Raw genomic sequence first — 19388 nt, 5'->3', positions numbered from 1 at the left:
CTCAAGCGCGCGCTGATTGCCGGTCGCCGCGCGGCCAGGTGGTCTGGATAGATGATGATTCGTGGGCCAGTGTCGCGCCATAAGCGCGATGGGGCGGGCGGCGATGCCCTGCCCCATCCGTGATTGCTTGCCTTTATGGCTCGCCCTCGTCGTAGCGCTTTAACAGCAAAGCGGCGTTGGTGCCGCCGAAGCCGAACGAGTTCGATAGCGCGTGACTCATCTCGACGCGACGTGCCGCGTTCGGCACATAGTCGAGATCACATTCCGGGTCGGGCTTCTCGTAGTTGGCGGTCGGCGGAATCACCTGGTCGCGCAGCGCCAGGGCGATCAGGCCCGCTTCGACGCCACCCGCCGCGCCGAGCAAATGCCCCATCATCGATTTCGTCGAGCTGACCGGGATCGAAGCGGCCGAGTCGCCGAAGACGCGCTTGATGGCCATCGTCTCCAGCTTGTCGTTGTAGTAGGTCGAGGTGCCGTGCGCGTTGATGTAATCCACCTGATGCGGCTCGACCCCGGCATCACCGAGCGCCATCGTCATCACACGCACCGCGCCGTCGGCGTCTTCCGACGGCTGGGTGATGTGAAAGGCGTCGCTGGTCATGCCGTAGCCGACGACTTCCGCATAAATCTTAGCGCCGCGCCGGCGGGCGGCCTCCAGTTCTTCCAACACCAGGATGCCGGCGCCTTCGCCGATGACGAAGCCGTCGCGGTCAGCATCAAACGGGCGGCTCGCCCGCGCCGGGTCGTCATTGCGCGTCGACAGGGCTCGCATCGCCGCAAAGCCGCCGACGCCCATCGGCGTGATCGCGGCCTCGGCGCCGCCGCAGATCATCGCATCGGCATCGCCGCGCTGGATGATCTTAAAGCTGTCGCCGACCGCATGCGCTCCCGTAGAGCAGGCCGTGCAGGTCGCCGAGTTCGGCCCCTTGGCGCCGAAGCGAATCGACACGTGGCCGGACGCCAGGTTGACAATCGCCGCCGGAATGAAGAACGGCGAAATCTTGCCCGGCCCACCTTTCAAGTACTTCTCGTGCTCGCGCTCGATGACCCCGAAGCCGCCGATGCCCGAACCGATGTAGGTGCCGACGCGCGTGGCATTTTCGGCGTCGAGGCGTAGACCGGAATCGTCCATCGCCTCTTGCGCCGCCGCCACCGCGTAGTGGATGAACAAGTCCATCTTCTTGACTTCTTTCTTCTCGATGAACTTGAGCGGGTCAAAGCCCTGCACCTCGCTGGCGATGCGCACAGGAAAGGCGGAAGCGTCAAAGCGGCTGATCGAGCCGATGGAGCTTCGGCCTGCAAGCAGGTTCGACCACACTTCTTCTTTGGTGCGGCCCGAACCGCAGACAAGGCCGATGCCGGTCACTACTACACGACGATTCAAGTGAGAATCCTCCCCGAGAAACGCACTCTACTTCGAGTGCTTCTCGATGTAATCGACGGCATCGCGCACGCTCTGAATCTTTTCGGCGTCCTCGTCGGGAATCTCGATGCCGAACTCTTCCTCGAAACGCATGACCAGCTCGACCGTATCGAGCGAATCAGCGCCGAGGTCATCAATGAAGCGCGCGTTCGCCGTTACTTCGCCTTCGTCAACGCCCAGCTCGTCAACAATAATCTGCTTTACCCTCTCCTCAACCGTACCTTCTGCCATTTCCTAGCTCCTCCCGTTTCAATTTTGGATTTTGGATTTTAGATTTTGGATTCGCAGATCAAAGCATCCAACGATCCTGTCTGTCCCTCAATCTAAAATCTAAAATCCAAAATCCAAAATTTAGAATCCCACACTCGCGGCGGTCGCCTCAAGCGACGGCGCGTCTTCGACATTGAGAATCTGCGCTTCGGGCTGCATCTGTTTAATCAAACCCGAAAGCACCTTGCCCGGCCCAAGCTCGACAAAGCGCGTTACGCCGGCGTCGAGCAACTGTTTGACGGACTCGCCCCAGCGCACAGGCGACGCGACCTGGCGAACGAGCGCGGCGCGCGCCTGCTCGCCTGAGGTAATCGTCGCCGCATCAACGTTGGTAATCAACGGCACATTCAAATCCGCGAACGCAGTGCCGGCCAGCACCGCCGCTAACCGCTCAGCCGCCGGCTGCATCAACGCGCAATGAAACGGCGCGCTCACGGCGAGCATCACCGCGCGCCGGACGCCGCGCTGTTTCGCCAGCGTCACGGCGTATTCGACCGCCGGCTTATGCCCGGCGACCACCACCTGAGTCGGCGAATTGATGTTGGCCGGCGAACAGACGCCGCGCTCGCTGGCTTCGCGGCAGACCGCTTCGACCATTTCAATATCCGCGCCGAGCAGCGCTGCCATCGCGCCTTCGCCCGCCGGCACCGCCTCTTGCATAAACTGGCCGCGCTGGCGAACGACGCGCAAGGCGTCTTCGAATCGCAGAGCGCCTGCCGCCACCAGAGCGCTGTACTCGCCGAGCGAATGGCCGGCAACAAAATCTGCTCGCGCGCCCGCCGCTTCCAGGCAGCGTAGCGCCGCAATCGAAGTCGCCAGGATGGCTGGCTGCGTATTCTCGGTCAGCCGCAGTTCTTCTTCCGGCCCTTCAAAGCAGAGGCTCGACAAGCGCATGCCGAGCGCCTCGTCTGCCTGTTCAAAGACCACTTTCGCCGCCGCGCAGGCTTCGATGAGCGACTGGCCCATCCCGACTTTCTGCGCGCCCTGCCCCGGAAATACAAACGCGGTTTTCATTCTGGCAGGAGGCAGGAGGCAGGAGGCAGGAGGCAGGCGACAATTTCTCCCTGCTTCCTGCTTCCTGCTTCCTGCTTCCTTCCTCCTATCGGTGTCCGTCGTGCGCCACCGCGACGGCCGCGCCGAGCTGCGCCTCGATTTTATGGTTCACTTCACCGAGACAGTAATCGCGCGCCACGCGGATGGCGTTGCGAATGGCTTTCGGGCTGGAGCGCCCGTGACAGATGACCGTGACGCCTTTAATGCCGAGCAGCGGCGCGCCGCCGTATTCGGCATAGTCGAGCCGCTTCTTGAATTGGCGAAAAGCGGGCCGCGTCAGCAGCGCCCCGGCCTTGGTCTGAATCGAAGCCATCATCTCGTGCCGCAGCAGTTTCATAATGAATTCGAAGACGCCTTCGCTGGTCTTCAAGGCGACATTGCCGGTGAAGCCGTCGCAAACGATCACGTCGGCCTGGCCGCTGAACATATCGCGCCCTTCGACGTTGCCGATGAAGTTCAACGACGAGCCGCGCAGCAGCTTGAAGGCTTCCTTCGTCAGATCGTTGCCCTTCACTTCTTCCTCGCCGATTGACAGCAAGCCGATGCGCGGGTTGCGGACGCCAACGATGACTGTCGAATAGAGCGCCCCCATCACCGCGAAATCATAAAGGTGCTGCGGCTTGCAATCGGCATTGGCGCCGACGTCTAAGATCACCGCGCCCTGGCCGGTCAGCGTCGGCAGCACCGTCGCCAGCGCGGGCCGGTCTACTTTGGCCAGCGCGCCGATGACCAGCTTCGAGGTCATCATCGCCGCCCCCGTATTGCCGGCGCTGACGAGCGCCTGCGCCGCACCATCGCGAACCAGCTTGGCGGCGACGCGGATCGAGCTGTTCTTCTTGCGGCGCACGGCCTGAGCCACCGGGTCATTCATGGTGATGACTTCAGGCGCTTCGGCGATTTCGACCTGCGAGCTGCGCCACGAGAGCTTGTCGCCGAGCGTGCGGTTGCGGCGGTGGCGGTCGAGCTCGTCCTGGATCAGGTCCGTGCGCCCGACCAGAATGACGCCGACGCCAAAATCGCGCGCCGCTTCAAGCGCGCCTTCGACTTCGCTGGTGGGCGCGAAGTCGCCGCCCATTGCGTCAACCGCGATCTTGATCATAAGCGTCCGACACTCGATTGCGGATTGCGGATTGCGGATTGCGGAATTCAGAGAAGGACAGCGAGATTCCGGTTATAGAATTGCAGATTGCAAAAATTGCGGCACTGAACCAACCCAGAACAATCCGCAATCCGCAATCCGCAATCCGCAATCCCATTACTCTTCTTCTTTCATCTCGATGGCAACGCGCCCGCGATAGTATCCGCACTTCGAGCAGACGCGATGCGGCAGGCGCGGCTCGCCGCAGTTCGGGCAGGCGCTCGGATTGGCCGGGATCAGGTGATCGTGAGCGCGGCGCTTGCCGGTGCGTGATTTCGAATGTTTACGTTTCGGATTCGGCATTACTTACTCCTCAATGGTTCGTCAATGTTTTGTCGTTAAATCTTTGAGCGCCGCCCAGCGCGGGTCTATCGCTTTGGCGGCGCAAGCGCACTGGCCTTCGTTGAGGTTGGCGCCGCAATGCTCGCAGAGGCCGCGACACGCCTCGCCGCAGAGGCGGGCCATCGGCAGCGCCAGCTCGATCTGTTCGCGCACCAGGTCGTCCAGGTCAATGGCCTGGCCCTGATAAAAAGCGATTGAAAGATCGTCGTCGTGCAATTCGTGCTCTTCGCCGGCGCCGAGCGGCGGCAGGTAGAGCAGGTCAAAGCTCTGCTCGACTTTCGCCGCCAGCGGCGCTAGGCAGCGGTCGCATTCAAAGGCCACATTGGCCGCGAGGCTGCCGACGAGGCGCACCTTTTCGGCGGCGCGGATCGCCTGCAAATCCACTTCTGTCTGCCCGACGAGGCGCGCATCATCGCCCAGAACCGGCTTGCCTTCGGGGTAGAGATGATGGACGTCTAATCCTTCATCTTCGCTGATCTGTGCGACCTGAATTTCCATCGCAAAAGCCAACGCGGGCGTCACAAGGTAGCCTAACGAGCGCCGCCGGCAAAGCCAACCCACCTAGTATCTTCACACAAAAAATCGGCCCAGCGCAAAAGATATTCATTATATTTGCCGTGACAGCTTTGTCAACTTACGGCGATACGCCGCGCGGTTAATGCGTGCATTGAAAGTGGGATAGAGAATAGGAAGTGTCCGGTCTCTTCAACCGAGTTGTTCGGCAAGCTGATTGACTTCGTTGTCGCGCCGGTGGTAGCCCATGCGCTCGACCATCTTGCGGGCAGTCGCCAAGTGTTCGCGGGCCTTGTCGCGGTCGCCCTGCGCCAGCCGCAGCCGTGCCGATTCCAGATGATAATCAGCAAGGTGCAAGCCCATGCCGCCGCGTATGGCGATGCGCAGAGTTTCGGCGAGATCGCGATCAGCCCGCTCGTAATCGCCATTGAATCGGTGCAACTCCGCCTGCGCCAGCAGTCCGCGCGGCAATTCCTGTATCTGCCCTGCTTGTCGCAGCCCGTCCACAGCGCGTTGCAAAAACACCGCAGACTGCGTCGTATCGCCTGTGCCTGCATGTTGCGCTTCGAGCAGGAAGGCGCGTCCCAGCGAGAGATTATCTAATGCGCTGGCGATCAACCCCATACCTCGCTTTGCCAATTCAAGCGTCTGGGTAGCGCGTTCTTTCACTTCTTGCGCCTGTCCCTGACCGAGTAAGCAGCGCCCGTAGGAGTTGTGCGCCGGCTTGCGGCGATAGCTGCTCAAGCTCGTGTTGAATAACCGTGCCGTTTTCAAACTCGACTAAGTCGCCGACCCGCTCGCGCGTCGAGATGACGCACAGACCCGGTTGCCCCGCTGCTAATTCGACCAACAGTGCCTGCATCGCCGCGTCCTTCAAGCGGCCCTCATAATGCCCCGGCGGGTATTGCAGCGGTTCAAGCCCATCAAGAATTAACAGCGTGCGTGATTGCCTGATGAAGCGCGCCAGCCGCTCCCCTTTGCCCCACGGCGAGCCTGCCGTCGGGTCCGTGTCGCCGAACCAGCGCAGCGCTTGATCGATGAACAGGTCAGCAGAAGCCGCGCGCTCACTCGTCCCTTGACTGTAGAACGACCAGCCGTAGACGCGCTCCGCGCCGCGGTAGTTGTCGCGCGCCATGCGCTGCTTGAGCCAGTGGTTCACGAGCGCCGTCTTGCCGACGCCGCCCCAGGCGATGAACGTGACAATGTTGATATTGGGATTCGCCCATGCATCATCGAGCAATTGCAACTCCGCGCCGCGGCCAAACAGGTCGGGGCCGCTCGTGGGCAAGCGGGCGATGGAAATCTTATCGCGCGGCAGCGGTGGCGGCGCGGTGGGTTGGCCACCGATTATCGTGCCGTCGCCGGTGATGATCGTTACGCCTTGCGCCTTGCCGCCGATGGCAACGCTGCGGTCGCCTTTGATCTCTACACGTGTGGTCTGGTCATCTGACGGTTCTTCTGACTCTTTCATCGCAAGCCTCGCGTCGTTCAAGGCCGTCGCAGGAATATTAGTTGAATCTCAGACGATGGCAAGGGGAATTAACTTCGCTCGCTTCTGGATTCGCCGGCACTTGAACTGACGCCGCCCAGTTGCTATGTAATTGAAGGGGACAAAAAAATGAGTGAAGCCATCCATCTCGACGCCCTGGCCATCGGCGCGCACCCGGACGATGTGGAGTTTTCCTGCGGCGGGACGCTGTTAAAGCTCGCCGCGCTCGGCTACAAGGTCGGCATCCTCGATATGGCGCGCGGCGAATCCGGCACGCGCGGCACAGGGGAGATACGCGCCGTGGAGGCCGCCGCCGCCGCCAAAGAATTGCAGCTCGCGGTGCGTGACAACCTCGAACTGCCCGACAGCCACATCTGGCTCAACGAAGAGACGCGCACCCGCATGGTGCGCAAGATTCGCCTCTACCGCCCGCGCGTCATCTTCACACACTTCTGGGACGACCCGCACCCCGACCACGTTCACACTTGCCAGATCGTCCGCGAGGCGGCGCACGTCGCCGGCTTGATGAAGTACGACGCCGACGCCGGGCAGGAGCGCTTCCGTCCGTCAACGGTCGCGCACTTCATGTTCCCGCGCACCGTCGCGCCGACCTTCGTCGTTGACATCACCGATTACGCCGAGCAGAAGCAGCGCGCCGTGGCTTGCTACCGCTCGCAGCTTTACGACCCGACCAGCAAGGAGCCGGAAACCGCTTTAAGCTCAAAAGCGTTCCTGCACCGCCTGGAAGCGCGCCAGAAATTCTTCGGCACGCTGATTAACGTCACCGACGCCGAAGCCTTCGTCGTCAAAGAAGCGCTCAACGTTCACGACCCCGTCGAGCTGTTGACGCGGCGGATGAATATGTATTCTTGAAAGGAAGTCAGGAGTCAGAATGGAAAGGAAGCCGGCGGCGATGAGTACACTTGTCGCGCTTCTCATTCTGACTCCTGACTCCTGACTCCTGACTCCTGACTTCATGAGAATAGGAATCACCTGTTATCCATCCTATGGCGGCAGCGGCGTGGTCGGCGCCGAGCTTGGGCTTGAGCTGGCGAAGCGCGGCCACGAGATTCACTTCATCAGCTATGCGCCGCCGATGCGCCTGGGCACGGAGGCCGGGCGAAAGCAGCGCATCACGTTTCACGCCGTGGATATGTTGAGCTATCCGCTGTTCGAGTACCCACCTTATACGGACGCGCTCGCCTCGCGCCTGTTCGAGATTGCTCAGGCCGAGCGACTCGACGTGCTGCATATGCATTACGCGATCCCGCACGCGGTCAGCGCGTTTCTGGCGCGCGAGATGTTGCGCCCCACACGCTATGTGCCTGTCGTGACGACGCTGCACGGCACCGACATCACCTTGGTCGGGCGCGACCCGTCATTTCTGCCGATCACGCGCTTTGGCATCGAACAATCAGACGCCGTCACATGCATCTCGGACTACCTGCGCGACGCCACCCGCGAGACCTTCGGCGTCGGCCGGCCCATCGAGGTCATCTATAACTTCATTGATGCGGATTACTATCGCCGCGCTCCCAACGAAGCCTTGCGCCGCGCTATCGCACCCAAAGGCGAGCGCGTCATCTTGCATATTTCGACCTTCCGCCCGATCAAGCGCATCATGGATTGCATCGAAGTCGTGGCGCGCATGGTCGAGCTTGAAAGTGGCTCCGGTGGCCGATTCGGCGTCCGGCTGGTGATGTGCGGCGATGGGCCGGAGCGCGCCGACGCCGAGCAGCTTGCGGCGCGATTGGGCGTCGGCGATGTCGTGCAGTTCGTCGGCAAACAGCCGCAGTCAGAGATTCGCGACTATCTATCCATCGCCGACCTGTTCTTGCTGCCGAGCCAGTCAGAATCCTTCGGCCTGTCGGCGCTCGAAGCGATGGCCTGCGAAGTCCCGGTGATCGCCACCCGCGTCGGCGGCGTCCCTGAAGTGGTCGAAGACGGCGGCTGCGGTTACCTGTTTGAGATCGGCGATGTGAATGGCATGGCAGAAGGGGCGTTGTCTCTGTTGAACGCCGAGGCGCTGCATCGGCGCTTCGGCGCGCGAGGCCGCGAGATCGCCCTGACGCGCTTTACGACCGACGAGATCATCCCGCAATACGAAACGCTGTACCGGGAGATAGTGACCAGTGACCAGTGACAAAAGGGCTGCGCGCATCCAAGCCTGCAAAGATGCGAAGCAACAATGTCTCGTCACTCGTCACTCGTCACTCCTACGAAGACTGGCTCCGGCGTCAGCTCAACCGCGAACGTGTCGCGGACGCGCGCCTGAATGATTCGGCACAACTCCAAAACTTCGCGGGCCGTGCCGTTGCCGCGATTGATGATCGCCAGCGCATGCTTTGTCGAAGTGCCGACGTTACCGTAGACAGTTCCGCGGTGGATGCCGGCGCGCTCGATCAGCCATGCCGCCGATAGCTTCATATGATTATCCGCCGCGGGAAAGGCCGGCATCGCCTCGCCACTTTGCAGGAAGCGGGCAGCGGTTGAGTGCACGCGCTCGAATGCTTCCGCCGTCACCGTCGGGTTCATGAAGAATGAGCCGACGCTGCGCGAATCGCTATCCACAGGATCGATCACCATCGCTTTGCGGCGGCGAATGGCGATAACCGCGTCGCGGACTTGTGCAAGGGTGGGATCGGTCGCGCCATGATCGGCCAGATCGCGTTGCAACTCGGCATAGCGCACGGCGGGCGGGCCATTCGGCTTTAAGCGATAGCTGACGCGCGTGATGACGTAGCGCCCGCGGTCGCGCCCTTTGAAACGGCTGGCGCGGTAGCCGAACTCGCACTCGCGGTTATCGAAGCGGGTAAGCTCTGCGGTTTCTAAATCGAGGGCTTCGACTGAATGAAGCGTTTCGCTGGTCTCTTGCCCATAGGCGCCGACGTTCTGCATCGGGGTCGCGCCGACGCGCCCCGGAATCCCTGAAAGGCATTCGAGGCCCGCGAGGCGGCGCTCAATGGTGTAAGCGACGAAGTCATCCCAGGTCTCGCCCGCCCCGACCGTGACGAGGGCTTCTTCACCGGCGACCCGCGCTTCGACGCCGCGAATCGCCACGCGCAGAACCAGCCCGGCGAATCCCTGGTCACTGACGACGACGTTGCTGCCGCCGCCCAGCACGAAGACCGGCAATCCCTGATTGCGCGCCCAGGCGACGCCGGCGGCAAGCGTTTCAACCGACGAGCAGTCGGCAAAGAAGCGCGCCGCGCCGCCGACACCGAGCGTGGTCAGCGGCGCGAGCGGCTCGTTCTCTCTGAGCGATTGAAGAAATGGGTCGCGGCTTGAGTCGTGCAAGCGTGTTTGTGACTCCCGTTGAACTCACTTCAAGACTACCTTGCCCGACTCGGCAGCGTCCAGCGGTCACGGCTGACTCTTGATCTGCTTTAGCAATGGCTCGGCATAGGGAGAGTCCATCTCCTTAAGCTTGCGGTATTGCTCCATCGCCGATTGTTTGTCACCCAGCTTGAGGTAAGCCTTTGCCAGCCGCCTATAGTATTCCGAATCGAAATCCGTGGCGTAGGTAGACGCTTGTTTATAAGCTTCAACGGCCTCGTGATAGCGTTGCTGCCCATAATAGATTTCGGCAAGGCGAGTCAGTGCAATGGCGGCGTACTTCGGATTATCAGAAGCCTGAGTCTGTGCCGCCTGTTTAAACGTTTCAATGGCGGCTTCTAACTGACCCTGGCGTTGCTCGACGTTGCCGATGCCCATCCAGGCGTCAAAATCTTTGGGCTCCAGCGCCAGCGCCTGCCGGTAAGCGCCGAGCGCTTCCTCGTTCCGCCACATTTCCGTATAGATATCGCCAAGCTGGACATAGAGCTCAGCGTCCTTCGGCGTTTGGGTGATCTGCTGTTTCACCCGGTCAATGTCCGCTTGCGAGTAGAGTTGGAAATTGAAGGTGATCGTGCCGATAACTTTGACCGGCGTGCCTTGCAGCAGCGTCGGCTTGAACTCCCAGCCGCGCGCCGCGGTTTCGGCGGCAGGCTGGAGCAAGGGGTGGCCGGAGATGGCGTGGGCCGTGATAATCTTGCCCTCTTCGTCCACCGTGACTTCAACGACGACCGGGCCGCTGACGCGCGCCGTTTTGGCAAGCGGCGGGTAAACCGGCTCGACACGCTTGATGGCCGCGCCTTGAAGGACGCCACCCGATTTGCGAATGATCTTCGGCGGCTCCGGCTTAGGCTCCAGCTTATCTTGCTGGGCAGCGCGAGCCGGCACGGACATACACGGCGCGACAATGATCAGCGCAATCGCAATCCCCATTGGCAGCAGGTTTCGTTTCATCATTGACCTCCAGGATTCAAGGCGGCGCTCGGCTTGTTCTGTTGACCGTTTAACTCGAATCGCTCAAGCGTAATTCAATCTCGCGGGCAACAGGTAAGAGACGTTTACGGACAGGCCAATCTCATCATATGTGCGAAAGCGTGTCAATGCCCGATGCCGGCAGGCCCAGGTCAGGCGGGCAACACCTGGTCAGGCTCAGGCCGCGCGCCGCGCACGGGCCGCGTGCCATCGGCGAGTTGCCAGGCATCGGGCTGCGGCGCGAAAGGCATGAGGAGCAGACGGCCTACGGTCAATTGGCTATCGTCGCGATAGGCGGCCAGGCCGATGGTCACTTCGTCCTGCGGCACGCCGAGCCGCAGGGTTCGGTGTAGCCTGTCCCACAGCGTCAAAACCGTCGCGTAGTTCGCATTGCTTTCGGCGGCGATGATCGAGTGATGAATGCCATGCATGCGCGGCGTAACGATCCACCTGACCAATCGCCGCTCCGCCGCCAGCGGCAGGCGCAGGTTGCTGTGATGAAACTCGGCGGCCAGCATGAAGGTCAGCTCAAAGACGGCAGCCGCGACAGGACTGGTGCCGATCACTAGAATCTGCGCCGCGCGATAAGGTGTAGACAGCACGTACTCGCCGAAATGAAAGCGCGCCGCCGTTGAAACATCCATGTCAAGGTCGGCGTGATGCACGACATGAAAGCGCCACAAGAAATCGCTCTTATGCAGCCAGCGATGCCACCAGTAGAACGTGTAATCCATCAGCACCAGCGCGATGACGAAACGTGCAGGCCGGGGCAATGGCAGTAAGTTGAGCAGGCCGAGTTTTCGCTCCTGAACAAACTGCGCAACGACCGCAACGAACGGCACGAATAACAGGTTGACCCCCAGCGCCGTCACCGCGCCGAGCGCCAGGTTGCGCGGCACGCGCTGCGATTTATTCGATGTCGCCCGGCGCAACGGGCGGCGCATTTCGGCAAGCAGCAACACCCCGAATCCGATGGCGGCGAGCGGCGCGGCAGCGAAGGCCAGAATCTTTTTTAGCATATTCCTCCTCTGCTCCTTTTTCTCTGCCCCTTGCCCCGTTCATCTGTCGCCCTTAAGAATAGCGCCCATATTCTGGCCGGCATAGCCGGTCATCTCAAGGTAGCCGCGCCCTGTAACCGGCTGGCCGTCCGCCGTGCCAATGATGTTAATGCTGCCTTCCCAATAGGTCACGCCTGTGCTTTCGGTGGTGCGCAATTCCTGCTCGGCAAAGGCGGCGCGCGTTTCAAGATGCAATTGAAAGCGCGGCAGCTCAATCGTCCACGCCGTCGGGTATTCCGCCTGACTGGCTGGTGAACGCCACACGTCACTTGCAGCCAGCGTGAATTCCCCGAAGCGCAGATGTGTCGTGCGCCCGTCACGATCAATCAGGGTGCCGCTTGAGCGCGGATCAATCTGGCCGTCGCGGCGGCGAATCTCGAACAGCATTAGCTCGCGGCCATCGTCGAGTTGAATCGAGAACCAGTCCCAGCCGGTGGCTTCGGCTTCGAGAAAGCTGGTGCCGAATTCGTGATCCATCCAGCTCAAGCCCTCGACCTCGAAGGCTTCGCCGCCAACCGTCATCTGCCCCGTCGTCGCTAACCGGGTCAGCGAGTAATAATGCGAAGCGTTGCCGGCGGACGGCCCCTTCTGACTGATGCCGTCCTCGCCGTGAATCACTTCGGGCCGCGCCGTTGTGAGCCGCAGATCGATCTTGTAATCGCCATCACTCGCGCTCAAGTGGTGAGCGCCGCTTTCAAGTTGTGCTGACCAGTCTTCGTTCCAGACGCGATACGCATCGGTGGCCGCGCCAGCCCAACCCGGCCCTGCGCGGTTGATGCGGTCGAATGAATGAAACTGCCGCCGATCAATGTCCGAGATCGCGAAGTGTGTCATGTACAGATCGCGCACCGCCCAGCGCGACGGATTTACGGGATGGCGAGTCACGCCAACGCGAAAGAAGGTCAACTGATAACCGAAGCGCCGCCCATTGCCCGCCCGCAAGTTGCCCGTGTAATACCACCACTCCAGGCCATAGTCCGGGTGCGCCGCGTGATCGCGCGGGAACTCGTAGCGGTAGCCCGCTTCGGCCTCGCGCCATTCGCCTTTACTTACCCCCTGAGGTCCCGGCTCCTGTTCGCCTTCCGGGAGAAGGCCGAAGGCCAGGGGCCTGAGCAATAGCATGATGAAGAGCGAGCAGCCACCGGCCACCGCCCACCACACACGCCGCTTGGCATGGCCGCCGGCTCCCGACTCCTGACTTCTGACTTCTGACTTCTGACTTCTGCCCATTACTCTTCTCTTGCGAAGCGCACGGCTTCGACGCGCGCGGCACGGGCGGCCGGGTAGAGGCCGGCCAGTGCCGTGACCAGCAACATCAGCAACGTTGACTGCGCCAGGAATCCGACCGGCAGATGGAATTGAATCGTCCAGCCAAACGATTGCACGTTGATGACGTAGATCAGCACCAGCGACAGCATCAGCCCGATGAGAAGGCCGATGCCCTGGCTGACGCCGCCGATCAACAAACTTTCAATCACCACCATGCGGCGAATCTGGCGGCGCGTCGCGCCCAGAAATCCCAGCACGCTGATCTCGCCGCGCCGTTCGAGGATCAAGGTAATCAGCGTCGAGATGACACCGAGCGCGGCGACGATGAGGGCAATCGCTTCGAGCGCGTAGGTGATGGCAAAGGTCGAATCGAAGATGCGCATCACTTCGCGGCGGATGACGCGGTTGGTCGTAAACAACAACTGATAGCGCCCGCCGACATTCTCTGCGAGCCGCGCCGTGACTTCGTCGGCGTCGGCCTCTGGCTTCAAGTAAACCGCCAGGCTGTTGGGCCGGGCGTAGGGATAATGGCGCGCATAAGCGGTCGCGTCCATCAAGCAGACGCCGCGGCTGTTGGCGTAGTCGAAATAGATGGCGACGATCTCGAAGGGCTGCGGCCCGGCGGCGGTCGGCAGCTCAATCACATCGCCGACGCGCTTGTGGTAGCGCAGCGAGAAGCTCTCGTTGACGATAATGCGATCCGTGCCGATGGCCGTGAGCGCCGCCGCGCGCCCGTCTGCCGGCGACTTGAAGAGCAAGCGCCAAGGCCCTGCGAGCGCGGTGAAATCGCCGCCGCTGACGACGATGGCTTCGCCTTGATAAGTGGCCGGCTGCGACGCCGAAGCATAAGCCGTGATGACCGCCGGGTCCTTCTTAACCAGCGCGATGGCCTGCGCGTCAATCTCGCCCGCGAAGTTTGTGGCGCTCTGCGTCAACGGGCGGGCGTAAACATCGGCCACAAGCGTCTGGTCTACCCAGTAAGCGACGGTCTCGCGAAAGCTGCCGACCATGACCGAAATCGCCGTCATCATCGCCAGCGCGACGGCCAGCGCCGCGACGGAAATCGATAGTCGCGGAATGGCGTTGCGCAGATTGGCGGCGGCGAGCTTCGCCTCGACACGCACAAAGCTGAACCAACGCGCAATGAGCCGGCTGGCCATCTGACAGGCCAGCCACAGGGCATTTGGCGCGAGCGCCGCGCCGCCGAACATCAAAACTAACGCCGCCGTGTCAGCGAAGACAGGGATGCCGCCGACAGGCCCCGGCAGGGTCAGCAGGTAGCCGGCGAGCAGCAATGTAAGCGACGCCACAAGAAACTTGCGCGATGGCTTGAAGGTCTTTTCCAAGCGTTCCGCGCCGCGCATGGCTTCGATGGGGCGAACCCGCGCCGCTTCGAGCGCCGGCACCGCGGCGGCAAGCAGCGATAGCGGCAACGCGACGGCAAAAGCAATCGCGATTTCGCTCAGGCTCAGGGCATGCTGCGCGGCGGCGCGGGTGGCGGCGGTGGCGATGAAAAATATCTCTACGGTCGTCGCCGTCGCTTTGACTGCCGCCGCCGCCATCAAGCGGCCAAGCACGAGGCCAACAATCGTGCCGGCGAGCGCCAGCAAGATCGCTTCGCCCAGAAAGAGCAGCAGCGTCGTCCGCCGCGTGGTGCCGAGGGCGCGCAGTGTGCCGATCTCGTCGCGCCGCGTGATGACGGAAATCGATATCGTGTTGTAGATCAGGAATAGTCCGACGACCAGCGCAATCGAGCCAAGCGCGTTGAGGTTGAAGTGAAACGCCGCGATCATCTTCTCTACTTCGCTGGCGCCGGCTTCGGGACGGCGCACGACGAGTGAGGCGGGCAACCGGCTGCTGATTTCCGCTTCGGCGCGCTCGCGCGGGATGTCGCGTTTGAGCTTCACGTCAACGCGGTCGAGCAAGCCGAGGCGGTTGAACGCCCACTGCGCGGCGGCGATGTCCATCAAAACGAAGTTGCCCTGCATGGCGCGCGCCGGGCCCTCGTTCGCGAGCAGCCCGCGCACGACATATTCGCGGCGCGCTTCGCCCATCGTCAGCGCCAGCCGGTCGCCGATATTGAGGCGATGCCGCGCGGCAAAGGTTTCAGTAACGACGATGGACGAAGGGTCGGCGAGCAGCAGCAGAAAATCGCGGGCGTTCGGCTGCGCTTCGCCCTCGCCTGTGCGGATCAATCGGTATTCGCGGAATGGCCGCTCGCGCAGCACGTCTACGCCGAGGACTTCGAGAAACTCGCCATAGCGCGGCAGCGGCTTTGTGGCATTGCTTACAGATGAAGAAGGCGCGGCGGGCGGGCTATCGGCGCGCATCCGCGGATCGGTCATCGCGTAGCCGGTGATGACCGGGCTGATATCGCCATAATCGCGCAGCCAGCCGAGGTCGCCGAGCCGTAGCTCATCGAAGCGACCGGCGGCGCCGGTGATCTGAATCGAGGTCTGCCCGGCTATCGATTCCGTCGCGGTGCGAAAAGATTCCAGGGCGCTCGCATTCGCCAGCCGGATCGCTACGGTGACGCCGACGCCGAGCGCCACGCCGAGCGCCGTGATCAAGGTGCGGAGCTTCTGGCGCAGCAGTGCGCGCAGGATGAATTGACGAAAAAGGATGACGTAAGCCTTCATCGTGATGACTTCAGGCGCGCGGCTCGGCGGTGTCGCTTGCGATCAAGCCGTCACGCATGCGGATGATGCGGCGCGCATAGTCAGCCGATTCGCTCGCGTGTGTGGCCAGGATAATCGTGACGCCGGTTTCACGGTTCAGCTCGGCGAGCAGTTGCATGACCTGATGACCGTTTTCGGAATCGAGGTTGCCGGTCGGCTCGTCGGCAAGCAGGAGTTGAGGCCGTGTGATGATGGCGCGGGCGACCGCACAGCGTTGCATCTCGCCGCCCGACAGTTCAGCCGGATAATGATCGGCGCGGTCCGTAAGGCCGACGCGCGTGAGCAAATCCCGCGTGCGATTGTCGGTCTCGCGTTCCGGCGCGCCATCGAGCAACAGCGGCAGCGCGACATTCTCTGCCACAGTGAGCGTCGGCAGCAGGTTGAAGAATTGGAAGATGAAACCGATGCGCCGCCGCCGCAGCCGTGCCAGGTCTTCTTCGCTAAGCGAGGCGAATGATATATCGGCAAGCGTCACGCGCCCGCTAGAGGCACGATCCATGCCGCCGACGATATGCAGCAGCGATGATTTGCCGCAGCCCGACGGCCCCATCAGCGCAATGAACTCACCGGCCTCCGCCGCAAAGCTGACGCCGCGCAGCGCCGCCACACCGCCGCGCCCACCGGCATAAACTTTCTCGACCTGAGCAACCAGCAGAAGCGGCAAGGCAGCCTCTCCCAGGATGAAGATGGAAGCGTCAACCAGAGAGTATTACCTCGCCACGCCGCCCAGGCAAGACGGCGCTTCTCGGCAACCCCGGCGCTTGCCTGGCCGGCCGCCTCCTATTGACATTCTATACGAGCCGGCGTAACCTACAGGCTGTCTATAGGAGGCGGACGATGACGGATTACAAGAAAGATCTTTTGCAAGGCACGCTCGACCTGCTGGTGCTGAAGGCGCTGGCGCTGGGGCCGCTGCACGGGCTGGGGGTCTCGCAGCGCATCGAACAGATCACGCGCGGAACGTTTCAGGTCAAGCCCGGCTCGCTCTTCCCCGCCCTGCACCGCTTGGAAGAGGCCGGCTGGCTGAAAGCATCGTGGGGCGAATCCGAGAACCGGCGGCGAGCGAAGTTCTATCGCCTGACCGCCGCCGGACGCCGCCAGTTGGAGGCCGAGACGCGCGAGTGGCAGTTGATCTCGGTGGCGATCAGCGCCGCCTTGAAAGCCACGTAAAGGGGCAACGAAATGTCGCTATGGCCGCGCCTGACGAGTTTCTGCCGCAACCTGTTTCGCAAGGAACGGGTTGAGCATGAGCTAAGCGAAGAAGTCACTGCCTATCTCGATTTGCTGATCGAGGCAAAGCTCGCTCAGGGGATGGAAGCGGCAGCGGCCCGCCGGCAAGCCTTAATCGAAATCGGCGGCATCGAGCAGGTCAAAGAGAGCGTGCGGGAGGTGCGTGTGGGTCATTATCTGGAAACTCTGTTGCAGGATTTGCGCTTCGCCGCTCGCGTGTTACGCAAGCAGCCCGGCTTTAGCCTGATCGCCGTGCTGACCTTGAGCCTGGGCATCGGCGCAACCACAGCTATCTTCAGCGTCGTTAACGCCGTCTTGATTCGCCGCCTGCCGATCAGCGAGCCTGAGCGCGTCGTGGTGATTCATAATCAACTGCCCCGGCTCAATCTGCCGCGCACCTCTGTGTCGGCGCTGCACTACCTCGACTACAGCAGCAAGACTGACGTCTTCGAGGCGACGGCGGCGCTCACCCAGAGGAACTTTAACCTCACGGGCGTTGACGCGCCTTTGCGATTGCAGGCCGGGCGCGCCACCGCGAGCCTCTTCCCGATGCTCGGCGTCGCACCGCTCGTCGGGCGCGCGTTCAGCGATGAAGAAGACCGCTTCGGCAATCAGCATGTCGCGCTGCTCAGTCACAGCCTGTGGAAGCGCCTGTTCAACGCCGACGCCGCGGCCATCGGTCGGACGCTGCAACTCGACGGCGAAGGCTATCAGATCATCGGCGTGCTGCCGCCGAGCTTCGCGGAGCTTTATCCGTACACCGACCTCTGGATTCCGATGGCGTTCTCGCCGCGAGAGCTTTCAGAGGAGCGCCGTTCGAGCCTGGCTTATTCGATGCTCGCGCGGCTGAAGCCGGGCGTCACGCTGTCACAGGCGCAGGCGGCGATGAGCGCCCTGGCGCAGGACGCCAAGGGCATGAAACTCGATGATTTCAACATCGAAGTGCGGCCCCTCGACGACGAGCAGGTTGGCGACGTGCGCCGCCCGCTCTACCTTCTGCTAGGCGCGGTGATGATCGTGTTGTTGATCTCCTGCGCGAACATCGCCAACCTGCTGCTGGCGCGGGCGAGCGTGCGCTCCCGCGAGATGGCCATCCGCTCGGCGCTAGGTGCCGGACGCCGCCGCATTCTAAGACAACTGCTCACCGAAAGCGTGCTGCTGGGGGTCGGCGGCGGCGCGCTCGGCGTGCTGTTTGCCGCCTGGGGCTTGCGCGCATTGATCGCCCTGGCGCCGGCTGACCTGCCACGCGTCAGCGAAGCGCGCCTGGACGCCAGAGTGCTGGGCTTCACGGTAGCCGTCTCGTTACTTTCGGGCATCATCTTCGGCCTAGTGCCGGCGCTGGTTGCATCGAAGACAGACCTCGTCAGCTCGCTCAAAGAATCGGGCCGCTCGGACACCGCCAGCCCTTCGCGCCACCGCTTGCGCCGCGCCCTCGTGGTCGCCGAAGTCTCGCTGGCAGTTGTCCTGTTGATCGGCGCTGGCTTGTTGCTGCGCAGCTTCGCCAGGCTGCTCGACGTCAGTCCGGGCTTCGAGCCGCATCACGTCCTGACGCTGCGCTGGGCGCTGCCGCGCACGCAGTACAGCGACTCGCCGCAGGTCGCACGCTTCATGGATGCGGTGCTTGAACGCGTCGCGGCGACGCCGGGCGTCGAGCATGCGGCAGTCGCCTTCCAGCCGCCGTTTATGGGCGGCGACAATTCCATGTTTTCAATCCGTGATCGGCAGGCAGGCCCGGACGCGCCGCCGCCACATGCCGAATACCTCTACGTCACCTGGGATTATTTCCGTGCGATGGGCATACCGCTGGTCAAGGGGCGGCTGCTCGAATCGTCGGATATGCGCGTTGACGGCCCCATAGGCGACGGCTCCGCGGTCGTCATTGATGAAGCCCTGGCGAAGCGTTTCTGGCCGGACCGCGACCCGATTGGCGCGAGCCTCGGCTGGGGCAGCAAGGGGCCGTGGGCGAGGATTGTCGGCGTCGTCGGCACGGTACGCCCGAAAGACCTGATCCAAGAGCCTGAAGGCACGATCTACTTCCCGTGGTCCGTGGTGAGCTCTTCGGCGCTTGTCGTTCGGACTACGGATGACCCGCACCGCTTGGCGCAAACTATCCGCGAGCAGGTGCAAGCGGTGGATGCGAATCTGCCGGTCTACGACATCAAGACGATGGACGAGCGGCTGGCGCGTTCGCTCGAAACGAAGCGATTCGCCGTCACCTTACTCGGCATGTTCGCGGCGCTGGCATTGCTGCTAGCGGCCATCGGCTTGTATGGCGTGATCGCCTATCTGGTCGCGCAGCGCCGCCATGAGATCGGCATCCGCGTCGCTTTAGGGGCAAGCCGCGCCGACGTCTTGAAGCTCGTCTTGAGCCAGGCCATTCAGCTTGCCCTGATCGGCGTTGCCATTGGACTGGCCGCCGCGCTGGCATTGACCCGCTTCATGTCGAGCCTGCTTTTCGGCGTCAGCGCCACCGACCCGCTAACCTTCGCTTCGATCTGCGTCATCCTGATCGCCGTCGCCCTGACGGCCAGCTACCTGCCGGCGCGCCGCGCCACACGCATCGATCCGATGGCCGCGCTCCGCTACGAGTAAGCAGGAGGCAGGAAGCAGGAGGCAGGAA

At 62.5% G+C, this 19388-nt stretch carries 18 protein-coding genes; 4 read left to right on the top strand and 14 right to left on the bottom strand.

Features of this window, described 5'->3' with window-relative positions; genetic code table 11:
* Positions 1–133: 133 nt before the first annotated feature.
* The 8 genes from fabF to VJ464_19850 form a co-directional block, all read right to left on the bottom strand.
* Positions 134–1384, bottom strand: coding sequence for a beta-ketoacyl-ACP synthase II (fabF, locus tag VJ464_19885; GenBank protein HKQ07396.1), 1251 nt, complete (start codon positions 1382–1384; stop codon positions 134–136).
* Between the two features lie 27 nt (positions 1385–1411).
* The gene (locus VJ464_19880; protein HKQ07395.1) at positions 1412–1654 is read right to left on the bottom strand and encodes an acyl carrier protein; all 243 of its coding nucleotides are present in this window, start codon (positions 1652–1654) and stop codon (positions 1412–1414) included.
* A gap of 120 nt (positions 1655–1774) precedes the next feature.
* Positions 1775–2707: an ACP S-malonyltransferase gene (gene fabD, locus VJ464_19875; protein HKQ07394.1), complete on the bottom strand. Its 933-nt coding sequence runs from the start codon at positions 2705–2707 to the stop codon at positions 1775–1777.
* Positions 2708–2792: 85 nt separating this feature from the next.
* Positions 2793–3845 carry a phosphate acyltransferase PlsX gene (gene plsX / locus VJ464_19870; GenBank protein HKQ07393.1) on the bottom strand — a complete coding sequence of 351 codons (1053 nt, stop codon included), beginning with the start codon at positions 3843–3845 and terminating at the stop codon, positions 2793–2795.
* 156 nt (positions 3846–4001) lie between these two features.
* Positions 4002–4187, bottom strand: a complete 186-nt coding sequence (rpmF, locus tag VJ464_19865; protein HKQ07392.1) for a 50S ribosomal protein L32 — start codon at positions 4185–4187, stop codon at positions 4002–4004.
* A gap of 21 nt (positions 4188–4208) precedes the next feature.
* The gene (locus VJ464_19860; GenBank protein ID HKQ07391.1) at positions 4209–4724 is read right to left on the bottom strand and encodes a DUF177 domain-containing protein; all 516 of its coding nucleotides are present in this window, start codon (positions 4722–4724) and stop codon (positions 4209–4211) included.
* A 207-nt stretch (positions 4725–4931) separates the two neighbouring features.
* On the bottom strand, positions 4932–5408 hold the full coding sequence (locus VJ464_19855) for a hypothetical protein (protein ID HKQ07390.1): 477 nt from the start codon (positions 5406–5408) through the stop codon (positions 4932–4934).
* Positions 5380–6210 carry a hypothetical protein gene (locus VJ464_19850; protein HKQ07389.1) on the bottom strand — a complete coding sequence of 277 codons (831 nt, stop codon included), beginning with the start codon at positions 6208–6210 and terminating at the stop codon, positions 5380–5382. The genes VJ464_19855 and VJ464_19850 overlap by 29 nt, the downstream gene beginning before the upstream one ends.
* Before the next feature lie 147 nt (positions 6211–6357).
* Between VJ464_19850 and bshB1 the strand changes: the two genes are divergently transcribed.
* The gene (gene bshB1 / locus VJ464_19845; GenBank protein ID HKQ07388.1) at positions 6358–7101 is read left to right on the top strand and encodes a bacillithiol biosynthesis deacetylase BshB1; all 744 of its coding nucleotides are present in this window, start codon (positions 6358–6360) and stop codon (positions 7099–7101) included.
* 103 nt (positions 7102–7204) lie between these two features.
* Complete coding sequence (bshA, locus tag VJ464_19840; GenBank protein HKQ07387.1) at positions 7205–8371, top strand: N-acetyl-alpha-D-glucosaminyl L-malate synthase BshA; 1167 nt, start codon at positions 7205–7207, stop codon at positions 8369–8371.
* 53 nt (positions 8372–8424) lie between these two features.
* Here bshA and VJ464_19835 read toward each other — a convergent pair whose 3' ends face one another.
* The 6 genes from VJ464_19835 to VJ464_19810 all read right to left on the bottom strand — a co-directional run bounded on the left by VJ464_19835 (position 8425) and on the right by VJ464_19810 (position 16202).
* The gene (locus VJ464_19835) at positions 8425–9525 is read right to left on the bottom strand and encodes a UDP-N-acetylmuramate dehydrogenase (protein HKQ07386.1); all 1101 of its coding nucleotides are present in this window, start codon (positions 9523–9525) and stop codon (positions 8425–8427) included.
* Positions 9526–9591: 66 nt separating this feature from the next.
* On the bottom strand, positions 9592–10518 hold the full coding sequence (locus VJ464_19830; protein ID HKQ07385.1) for a TonB family protein: 927 nt from the start codon (positions 10516–10518) through the stop codon (positions 9592–9594).
* 167 nt (positions 10519–10685) lie between these two features.
* The gene (locus VJ464_19825) at positions 10686–11552 is read right to left on the bottom strand and encodes a sterol desaturase family protein (GenBank protein HKQ07384.1); all 867 of its coding nucleotides are present in this window, start codon (positions 11550–11552) and stop codon (positions 10686–10688) included.
* A gap of 39 nt (positions 11553–11591) precedes the next feature.
* A complete protein-coding gene (locus tag VJ464_19820) occupies positions 11592–12821 on the bottom strand; it encodes a lipocalin-like domain-containing protein (protein HKQ07383.1) in 1230 nt (409 codons plus the stop codon).
* Positions 12821–15499, bottom strand: a complete 2679-nt coding sequence (locus VJ464_19815; GenBank protein HKQ07382.1) for an ABC transporter permease — start codon at positions 15497–15499, stop codon at positions 12821–12823. The genes VJ464_19820 and VJ464_19815 overlap by 1 nt, the downstream gene beginning before the upstream one ends.
* Before the next feature lie 10 nt (positions 15500–15509).
* Positions 15510–16202 carry an ABC transporter ATP-binding protein gene (locus VJ464_19810; protein ID HKQ07381.1) on the bottom strand — a complete coding sequence of 231 codons (693 nt, stop codon included), beginning with the start codon at positions 16200–16202 and terminating at the stop codon, positions 15510–15512.
* A 173-nt stretch (positions 16203–16375) separates the two neighbouring features.
* Between VJ464_19810 and VJ464_19805 the strand changes: the two genes are divergently transcribed.
* Together VJ464_19805 and VJ464_19800 are read left to right on the top strand one after the other, a co-directional pair.
* Complete coding sequence (locus tag VJ464_19805; GenBank protein ID HKQ07380.1) at positions 16376–16708, top strand: PadR family transcriptional regulator; 333 nt, start codon at positions 16376–16378, stop codon at positions 16706–16708.
* 12 nt (positions 16709–16720) lie between these two features.
* Entirely contained in the window at positions 16721–19360 is a 2640-nt protein-coding gene (locus VJ464_19800; protein HKQ07379.1) for an ABC transporter permease, read from the top strand.
* Positions 19361–19388 lie beyond the last annotated feature (28 nt).

This window comes from Blastocatellia bacterium (assembly GCA_035275065.1).
Classification (GTDB): Bacteria; Acidobacteriota; Blastocatellia; order UBA7656; family UBA7656; genus DATENM01.
This window is presented reverse-complemented; position numbering and strand designations above follow the sequence as displayed.